The sequence below is a fragment of the Acinetobacter sp. TY1 genome (genome assembly GCF_048551395.1).
GTDB lineage: Bacteria > Pseudomonadota > Gammaproteobacteria > Pseudomonadales > Moraxellaceae > Acinetobacter.
Window position 1 is genome coordinate 1 of sequence record NZ_JBLYZK010000049.1, and the last position, 8,342, is coordinate 8,342.

At 35.6% G+C, this 8,342-nt stretch carries 9 protein-coding genes and 1 pseudogene; 3 read left to right on the forward strand and 7 right to left on the reverse strand.

Features of this window, described 5'->3' with window-relative positions; all coding sequences use genetic code 11:
* Nucleotides 1-538 (reverse strand): MobQ family relaxase (mobQ, locus tag ACK2M2_RS15805; protein WP_168387110.1); only part of this gene is annotated, 538 nt, incomplete at its 3' end.
* A gap of 217 nt (nt 539-755) precedes the next feature.
* On the opposite strand from mobQ, the gene ACK2M2_RS15810 reads away from it, so the two are divergent.
* Nucleotides 756-1,022 (forward strand): mobilization protein, encoded by a 267-nt coding sequence (locus ACK2M2_RS15810; protein WP_088749624.1) that lies wholly within the window; start codon nt 756-758, stop codon nt 1,020-1,022.
* Nucleotides 1,023-1,039: 17 nt separating this feature from the next.
* Nucleotides 1,040-1,471, forward strand: coding sequence for a hypothetical protein (locus ACK2M2_RS15815; RefSeq protein WP_039090891.1), 432 nt, complete (start codon nt 1,040-1,042; stop codon nt 1,469-1,471).
* 31 nt (nt 1,472-1,502) lie between these two features.
* Here ACK2M2_RS15815 and ACK2M2_RS15820 read toward each other — a convergent pair whose 3' ends face one another.
* Nucleotides 1,503-1,883 (reverse strand): hypothetical protein, encoded by a 381-nt coding sequence (locus ACK2M2_RS15820; RefSeq protein ID WP_015060210.1) that lies wholly within the window; start codon nt 1,881-1,883, stop codon nt 1,503-1,505.
* Nucleotides 1,884-2,077: 194 nt separating this feature from the next.
* Here ACK2M2_RS15820 and ACK2M2_RS15825 point away from each other — a divergent pair, with 194 nt between their 5' ends.
* The gene (locus ACK2M2_RS15825; RefSeq protein ID WP_015060246.1) at nt 2,078-2,689 is read left to right on the forward strand and encodes a recombinase family protein; all 612 of its coding nucleotides are present in this window, start codon (nt 2,078-2,080) and stop codon (nt 2,687-2,689) included.
* 189 nt (nt 2,690-2,878) lie between these two features.
* On the opposite strand, the gene ACK2M2_RS15830 is transcribed toward ACK2M2_RS15825, so the two are convergent.
* From ACK2M2_RS15830 to ACK2M2_RS15850, 5 genes and pseudogenes are all read right to left on the reverse strand, one after another.
* Complete coding sequence (locus tag ACK2M2_RS15830) at nt 2,879-3,763, reverse strand: Mph(E) family macrolide 2'-phosphotransferase (protein ID WP_000155092.1); 885 nt, start codon at nt 3,761-3,763, stop codon at nt 2,879-2,881.
* Nucleotides 3,764-3,818: 55 nt separating this feature from the next.
* On the reverse strand, nt 3,819-5,294 hold the full coding sequence (gene msr(E) / locus ACK2M2_RS15835) for an ABC-F type ribosomal protection protein Msr(E) (protein ID WP_000052512.1): 1,476 nt from the start codon (nt 5,292-5,294) through the stop codon (nt 3,819-3,821).
* A 597-nt stretch (nt 5,295-5,891) separates the two neighbouring features.
* On the reverse strand, nt 5,892-6,179 hold the full coding sequence (locus ACK2M2_RS15840; protein WP_000857160.1) for a hypothetical protein: 288 nt from the start codon (nt 6,177-6,179) through the stop codon (nt 5,892-5,894).
* Nucleotides 6,176-7,126 (reverse strand): replication initiation protein, encoded by a 951-nt coding sequence (locus tag ACK2M2_RS15845; protein ID WP_001031297.1) that lies wholly within the window; start codon nt 7,124-7,126, stop codon nt 6,176-6,178. The genes ACK2M2_RS15840 and ACK2M2_RS15845 overlap by 4 nt, the downstream gene beginning before the upstream one ends.
* 682 nt (nt 7,127-7,808) lie before the next feature.
* Nucleotides 7,809-8,342: pseudogene (locus tag ACK2M2_RS15850) on the reverse strand (mobilization protein (MobL-like)); the annotation flags it as partial.

Sequence of the window (8,342 nt, forward strand, 5' to 3'; positions counted from 1 at the left end):
CAAATGATTCTCTCCAGTGGCTTACAGTTTCTGTGCCATTGTCACGACTGAAGTCCCTATATTTTTTTGCTGAAAAGTCACCATGCTCATTAATACTTCGGGTGGTGAACATGATGTGTGCATGGTAGTTGCGTTCATCACTTCCACTGTCTGTATGCGGTGCATGAATAGCAGCGTCAACGATGACACCATATTTTTTAACGAGGTTTTGGCAAAGTTCATTGAGCATATTTTTACGCTGTTCAGCGTTTAATTCACCTGGAAATGCAATTTCAAATTCTCTTGCAAGTAATGCATCTTTTCTTCGTTCGGCTTTTTCGACTTTGTTCCAAAGTGTCTGACGATTGAGTAACTCGGTATTTGTATTTTCGGGCGCATAGATTTCTGTAAATTCGACACCAGTTTTTTTTGTGTAGTCTTGTTCTTTTCCATAGAAATTGCATACCAATTTTTCACCTGAACGATATGCAGCACAAGCAACGGCTGATCGTCCATTACCTCTACTAATCGTTTTAACTGAAAAATGATATATCGCCATTTTGTTTTGCTCTTTATTTCGATTTATCGAAATTACCAACATGAATATGTTGGTCTGGGGATTACAAAGGGGATTTACCCCTTGTCGCACCATTGGATGAAATCCAATGGCTAAGTGCGCTCTTCGAGGAAAACATTACTATACATATAGCACCTTGAATGCATATTCAAGTGCGCTTATGTTAGGGATGGTTTCCCAGGATGATGGTATTGGATTAATGAGCGTTACTGAAACACTAGACAGCAAAATCAAAGCACAGGAAGAAAAGCTAAAGCAGTTAAAGGCTCAAAGACAGGCAGCACTGGCAAGAGAACGTGCTAAAGAGAAAGAACAAGCTCGAAAGGATGATACCAGACGCAAAATTTTAATTGGATCCTGTATGCTAAAGATCACTGAAGATGATGAACAAGCCAGAGCTAAATTAATTGCTCAGATGGATAAGTATTTAACAGATGAGCGTGACCGAAAGCTTTTTAATTTATAAATTTTGAGGGATAAGTAGTGGAAGATCCAACACTTAATAAGTTAATACGTAATACAGAATTATTCTTCGAACATCACTGGAATGTAGACCTATTAGGAAAGCCTCCTGAATGGTCACCAGTACATTTTAATTTTGGAAAAATTCCTAATTACGATAAACAAGGTGTATATGCGTTTGTCAAAGGGGATTTAGTGACTTATATCGGTGTTGGGACTTCTAGAGGTGCTGGCCGTTATCGTGGTAATGGCTTAAGCGCCAGGGTAATGAAATATTGCCGATGGAATGAAGATAAAACTGAATATATTGCGATAGATCCAAGACTGAAAGATGCTGGATCCATCATTACAATAGGCTTTGAGCGTGATACGGCTTATTTAGCAAATGCCCTAGAAGTTTTTCTTATCTCTAAAATCCAACCTGTCCACAATGTGGTTAAAGTTGGTATGTAATTTCGCATAAGAAATTTTATGTTAAATGGATTCAATCTCTGTCATCAAAGTCAGCATTAATTCTATCGACAGTCCATTTTACTGTATTGTTATCTAAGTAAAAAAAATCTCTATTTAAAATATCATCTTCAAAAATTAAGCCATTAACATCTAGCTTCCCTTCTTTTAAATATCCAATAATTTCATATCTTAGACTATTATCTATTTGCTTAATTTGATGGGAATAATGTGTTTTCTCAATAAGGTAATCATCAAAAATAGTAGCTTCTAAATCTATAAGGTAATTTTTTTTGAGATCAATACATGAGGGTATTGAAGAACTAAATACCTCTAGAATTTCATTACGAACCTTAATTTTTAGAATGAATTCGAGATTCTCATTACATTCTATGATTTGAGCTATATATTTCACTTCGATTAAGATTTCCTAAAATTAACATAATACACGTTATACGAATTCCCAAGGCATGGCTTTTAGTCATGCTTTTTTTATCAAAAGACTATACCTGAATGATAGCGAGCCAAATCGCATACAATATCTATCATTAGACTTAATGCAATAATTAAATGATAGTATTATCATTAATCTAATAGAATTAAGATTAAATGATAGAAATGAATACACGTATTTATCTACGAGCTTCAACTAAAGATCAAGATGCAGAAAGGGCTTTGCAGATTCTTCAGGATCTAAACCAAAACTTGAATTTGGGTGAAACCATTGTGTACGTGGAAAACTATAGTGGTACGAAGTTAGACCGACCTGAATTGAATAAGCTACTGTCAGAAGCAAATCAAGGTGACACATTGTTAGTTGAAAGTATTGACCGCTTATCACGCCTAACCCAACGAGATTTTCAAGAGCTGAAGCGCAGGATCCAGGAGAAGGGACTTCGTTTAGTCGTAGCAGATCTTCCTACTACCTACCAAATGATTCAAACCAGTGACAGCATTACTCATTCAATCTTGGAACTCATCAACAATATGTTGATTGATCTTCTGGCAACAATGGCCCGCCTAGACAATGAGAAACGTATAGAACGTATTAAGCAGGGCCTGGCACGTTCGGGTTACAAACCAACAGGCAAGAAGGCAAATGAGGCTAAACATAAACGAATAAAAGAATTGCTAGTAGTTGGCAATATGACTAAGGAAGAAATTGCCAAAGCAGTGAATTGTGGAGTTGCAACTGTCTATCGAGTTGCTAAAGTTATCTAAAAGAGGCTTATCTCAACGCGCCCCCAATGGGGCACCGCTGCATTCAGGTTACTTCACATAAGAAATTTTATGTTAAATGATTGTTAGAAATGCCCCTTGATCGAGGCATTTTCTATAAAGAATACTAAAAACTAATTAAAGCCAACCAAGTTTCAAAACAAGGCAGTTCTCAGCAATCATATTTTTAAATTATATAACTCCCAACTGAGCTTTTGCTCCAACGATAAGGCTTTCATTTTGAGTTTCTAAGGCAAATAAACCATACATCAAAGGAGAGGCCGCTGCTCTTTCTAAAGTCTGTTCATATAGTTTATTCCAAACTTTACCCCCTAGTTTTTCATACTCGATGATTAGAGTTTTGAGGCTTTCTTCTCCAAACAAAGTTACATGCCCAGCAAAATCAATCGCTGGGTCATCTATATGGGCTGTTGACCAATCAATAACGCCTGAAACAGCTCCATCCTTTGAAGCTAGTACATGCCCAGCATATAAATCGCCATGTATAAATTGGGTGAAATCTGCCCATAGAACATCATTATCCAACCATTTTCTGTAGCGGGTTTCCAATTGCTCACTTATACCAATTTCAGATTTTACTAACTGCAAATTGTTTGCTATTTCAGGTCTTAAATCTGAAGGTTTCATAATTTTCAAATCATTTTCCCGAACTTCTTTTTCAGGAATACTATGGATTTCAAATAAGGTTTTTGCCAAAGATGTTATGTATTTCGGGCTATCTTTGTCCATATTCCAAATTATTTCATAGGTTTCAGCATCCAAATTTAAAACAGGATTATCTTTAAGTATGGGATAAGCCACTAATTCTGTAGATGAAATTCTCCAATCAGGAACCTCTACAGAAAGATGTTTTTTTACCAATTCTAAAATGCGTTTTTCTTTCTTGATTTGTTCCCTCATGCCATCACGACGAGGAATACGCAGCAACCATTGTTGCCCCTTTGTATCAAGAGCAAAAACGACCTTAAAATCAATGCCCATTTCATTGAAATTCATTTTGTCCGTAAGCAACAAGCCGTGTGCTTCAGCAAGTGATTGAATATCTTGAATTGTCATTTTTAATTTCCTTTAAAGAGTTCAATAATTAATGTTCGGATTAGATTGGCTATCATTAACAATCTCTCTCAAAAGTCTTGATGATTTTGTGGTCTTTGATCTCGTAGATAATGTCAGCAATATTATCGACCAATTGCTTGTCATGAGATACGAAGATAATAGTTCCTGCATAGGACTTCATCATTGTTTCTAATGCGGCAATACTTTTTAGGTCAAGATAGTTTCCTGGTTCATCCATAAGCAAAATATTATATTTTCCTAAAAGCATTTTGGATAAAAGCAGTTTGATGATTTCACCTCCCGATAAGTCGGATAAGTTTTTTTGAATATCATTCGCTCCGATCCCCATTGAAGCCAATACTGCACGAATTTCCGCAACTGTGTACTCGCACTCTTCCTGCATAAAGGAGAGCACAGATTTATGCGTGTTAAATTTATATCCTGTTTGTGTAAAGTAGCCAATTTCAGCTTTTGGAGATATGGTTAATCCATCAGCACGTTCTGATATCATTTTTAACAAGGACGTTTTCCCTGTTCCATTCGATCCAGTTATAGCGACTTTAGCGCCAAGCGGTATTATAAAGTTAGCGTCATCAAAGATAGTACGGCTACCAAATTTTAAGCTCAGACCATCTGCCGTAATCGGGAACTTATTGTGCAGTTCTAGGGCTGAACTTTGACGAAAACGAATAGAACGCAAATGCTCTGGTGCTTGAATATCTTCTAATGCAGCCAAACGCTTTTCCATACTCTTAGCTGCCTGATACAGTTTTCTTTGCTTGGTGCCAGTCATTTTTGCATGCCCAAGTCGTCCAGCACTTTCGGTAGAGTTTTTGGATTTTTCTCCTTTTTTCTTATTGTCTAATCGATTAGCTTGCTGGCGTTTTTCTTGCACAGCAGATTCTAATCGCTCCCGTTCCTTCATCATCAGCTCATATTCTACGGCTTGGTGTTGTCGCTCTTCTTCTTTTTGACGCAAGTAATCCGAGTAACCACCCCAATATTCCGTAATTTTACCGTCTTTTAACTCCCATATCTTGTCTACAACCATATCAAGAAAATATCGGTCATGACTGATAACAAGTAATGCTCCATCAAATGCTTTAAGTTGACCAATAAGTAGATCTATTCCATTGAGATCAAGGTGGCTGGTTGGTTCATCCGCTAGAATGCCATGTACTTGTTGGGAAAATGCGGCAGCAATTTTTGCACGAGTTTCCTCTCCGCCACTCATTGTGTCGTTTTGTACATTGGAAACACCAAGGCGAGATAACATTGCCCGGTCTTCGACCGTTTCTATTTCGATTCCGCCCAGTTGGCTGATATGTGCAAAATCACCAAAACGCTGTAATGTCGCTTCGGCTAAAACAATTTCGCCATTAAGTACTTTGAGTAAACTACTCTTTCCTGCTCCGTTATCACCCACAAGACCAATACGGTCATAAGAGTGAATTTCCAATTCATCAATATCCAAAACATCACGCCCAGCATAATCCAAGCGTATGTTTCTCGCTTTAATAATTAAACTCATTTTTATTTACTCCTGTTTAGCTCTTGAAATTTTTTATGCAGCAAACAGGATTTAGGTGAAAACAAAAGCTAGCATCACAGTGTCCTCCCAAAAAAAAAGCTATTCATCCACAGGGTGGACAAATAGCTAGTCAATTAAGTTATAACTGGAAACTATGCACTAAAAGCATACTTATAAATTAAGCATACTTTTACTTTATATATCCGCATATATTCTTAAAGACACAACAAAAGCCCACCATTATAAAATAGTGTCACTATGCAAATAGTTGTGTCTTAACGAATGCGGATAGAATGCATAAACTTACCTAAAAAATAAAATTCAGTTTTATGATAACTTTACTGTTAAAAGAAGTCTAGACAACCTTGTTTTATGCTTGGATATAAGGCTTATTTTAAAATAATAGTAGTGAAGATTTTCTAAAATTAACATAATACACCTTATACGAAATGCGTTATAATTATCTATATAAATCAATGCTGTAGTTTCTAGTTGATAGCTCATCTTCCCCAAGGTGGGCTTTTTTTATGATTTTTCACGTTCCACGCTTACTATTTGATCAATGTTTCACGGTTTTAATTAAATAAACTGAATAATTCAATCTGCACGATTTAAGCGATTATCTTGAATAAGATCATCCAATTTATCTTCTAAATCTTCAATCTTATATTTGAGCGATAAAATAGAATTTTTTAAACGCTCATTTTCAGGAGCATCAGGATTTTTTAATTGATTAAAAATTTCTAATAATTCGTTGCGATTAGTGCTTAACCTTTCAATGTCACTTTCAATAGCCATTCTTGGTGTCCACAGAGCAAGTAAAATTTGCTCATAGTCTTTGAGTTCTTGATGGCTCATTGCATCTAATTCAGCTCTAGTTTTCATGGTTTAAAATCCGTCTTGCTATGAAGAGCTTTAAAAATCCGCTTTGCTGTTTCCTCTCTTACACTTTTCGGATCTCGTAAGATGCCACTAATCCAAAGGGCAAAACTAGGATAGTCCTGGAAGTTACTTAGGTCTGATAGCTCAGAAAGTTTAGATAAAATAGCACTGTACTTGTTAATTTGAGCATCAGACAGGTTGCAGAACATATCTATTGTTTTTGGATCTCGCTCAGGAGCTATTAATTTTGGCTTAGATTTTTCTTTCACAGTGAACTTAAAGCCGACAACAGAACGTCCTTTTTTAACTGGACTATAGTCAACTGTTACATCGGTAAATTCATTAATTTCATCTAATGAGCTCTTCAAAACTCTTCGTTTTAAGTTCCTCAAATCTCTATAAGATTCTGGTAAACCAAACTCTGTAAACATTTCATCTAGCGTTAATTCAAAGCCATTTTTTGCCTGATTTTTTTTCGCTAAATGGTAAAAGTCTATTGAGTAGTCTTTTTTTAATTTTAGAACTACATCTTTTTTATAACGAGTGTATGGATTGTATTTATCTAAAATTTTCAACATCACCAAAACAATAGATGTAAACCTTAAAGATATCCCTGCATCTTCATAAGTAGCATCAATTACCCAGTTAGAGTAGACCTTTTTCCCCCTATCATTAACGTATGAAAAGGACCGATCTACTAGTTTTTTTGACGCATTTTCAATTTGTTTATAAGCAGAATTGACTTTGATACCACAGTCATCAGCAAATTGTTGAGCAGATATTAAGATTTGATCTTGTTCACTTGCATCGACATTTCTAGCAATCGGAGAAGCCATAATTAAAATTCTTTTTTCATCTACAGACATGCTTTTAAAGCATTCAGTAACTTTGTTTTGAATAGCCATTGTTGTTACTGGATAAGATTTATCATAACTATTTTCTTTATTCATTCAGATATCAAACCTTATAAAAAATGAACATGATTTTTGTACCCTTATGAGAAAACAATGTACACCAATAAACATAAGGGTACAATAATTTATTTGTACCCTTTATCATGCTATTTGTACCCTTTAATCATGCTATTTGTACCCTTTTAAACGATAAAATCATGCTATTTGTACCCTTTATCATGCTATTTGTACCCTTTTAACGCTTGAAACTATTGCTGCATAAGGTTTTCAGAGGGTCTAAAAGCTTTTAAAAGCTTTTTAAAAGAATAAAAGGGAATTTATTTCCAAAGTGAGTTATTAAAACTGCCCTTTGTACTCGCTAAAGCTCGTACTCTATTGAAGCTCGTTTCACTCGCTTCGTGGGGGCAGTTTTTTGCATATATGATCAAGGATTCAAAAAGCAAAACATGAATAATGCATTCGCTATGCTCATGCTTTTTGACGAGCAAAAGCATCAATACTTCGCTCGTAGACACTCGCTAATCACTGTCCCCAGTAATTCAATAAAAAACGGTTTTTCAGAGGGGGAATAAGCAACCTTTCGTTGTGTCACTCGTAGACACTCGCTAAAAGGCTCTCATTTGCGTTTTAAGCGATTTTATTTTTATCAACTATATTTTTACTGTATTTCTATCAAAAGTCGCTAAAACCCCCGTTTTTTTGCGTTTAAATGGGATTGCTAAGGCGTGTAGTCATGGTTATTGTCATTTTCTGGCTTTTTAGGCTCATTTCTCTGCTGTTTTTCTTGTTCTTGGCGTCTTAAAAATGCCAAATGTTCTTGTTGCTCTCGTTCTTGTGCATAGCGTTGTTCTTGTTGCTCTCGTTCTTTACGTAACTGCTGTTCTCTAGATTCACGATCTTTTCGGTCGTTTTCGAGCTGTATTGCTCTTTTTTGGGAAAACTCTTGCTGCGCTTCGGTCTCAATTTTTTTTGTAAAAGCCGTATGCAATTCTTGGATTTTTAGATCTTCCATTTCTTCTGCATATAGTCGCTTTTGTTTTTCACCATTTTGAGGACTAAAGTATTTATTTCCATAGTTATCTTCTTCAAATATATAACTATTTATGATCTCCAGTCTTTGATCGCGTACATACTCTTGATACTCAGTTTCTCTGCGTGATATTTCAGAAATTTGATGATCTATATTTGAAATTTGATCATTAAGTTTTCGTTGTTTAACAGTGATGTTCGGTTCGTCAAATTTTGCAAAAGA

Bases quoted from the DNA above. Each gene is read 5' to 3' on its own strand.
- ACK2M2_RS15810 (WP_088749624.1), top strand. From the start codon at position 756: ATGAGCGTTACTGAAACACTAGACAGCAAAATCAAAGCACAGGAAGAA.
- ACK2M2_RS15825 (WP_015060246.1), top strand. From the start codon at position 2,078: ATGATAGAAATGAATACACGTATTTATCTACGAGCTTCAACTAAAGAT.
- ACK2M2_RS15830 (WP_000155092.1), bottom strand. From the start codon at position 3,763: ATGACAATTCAAGATATTCAATCACTTGCTGAAGCACACGGCTTGTTG.
- ACK2M2_RS15840 (WP_000857160.1), bottom strand. From the start codon at position 6,179: ATGAAAACTAGAGCTGAATTAGATGCAATGAGCCATCAAGAACTCAAA.
- ACK2M2_RS15845 (WP_001031297.1), bottom strand. From the start codon at position 7,126: ATGAATAAAGAAAATAGTTATGATAAATCTTATCCAGTAACAACAATG.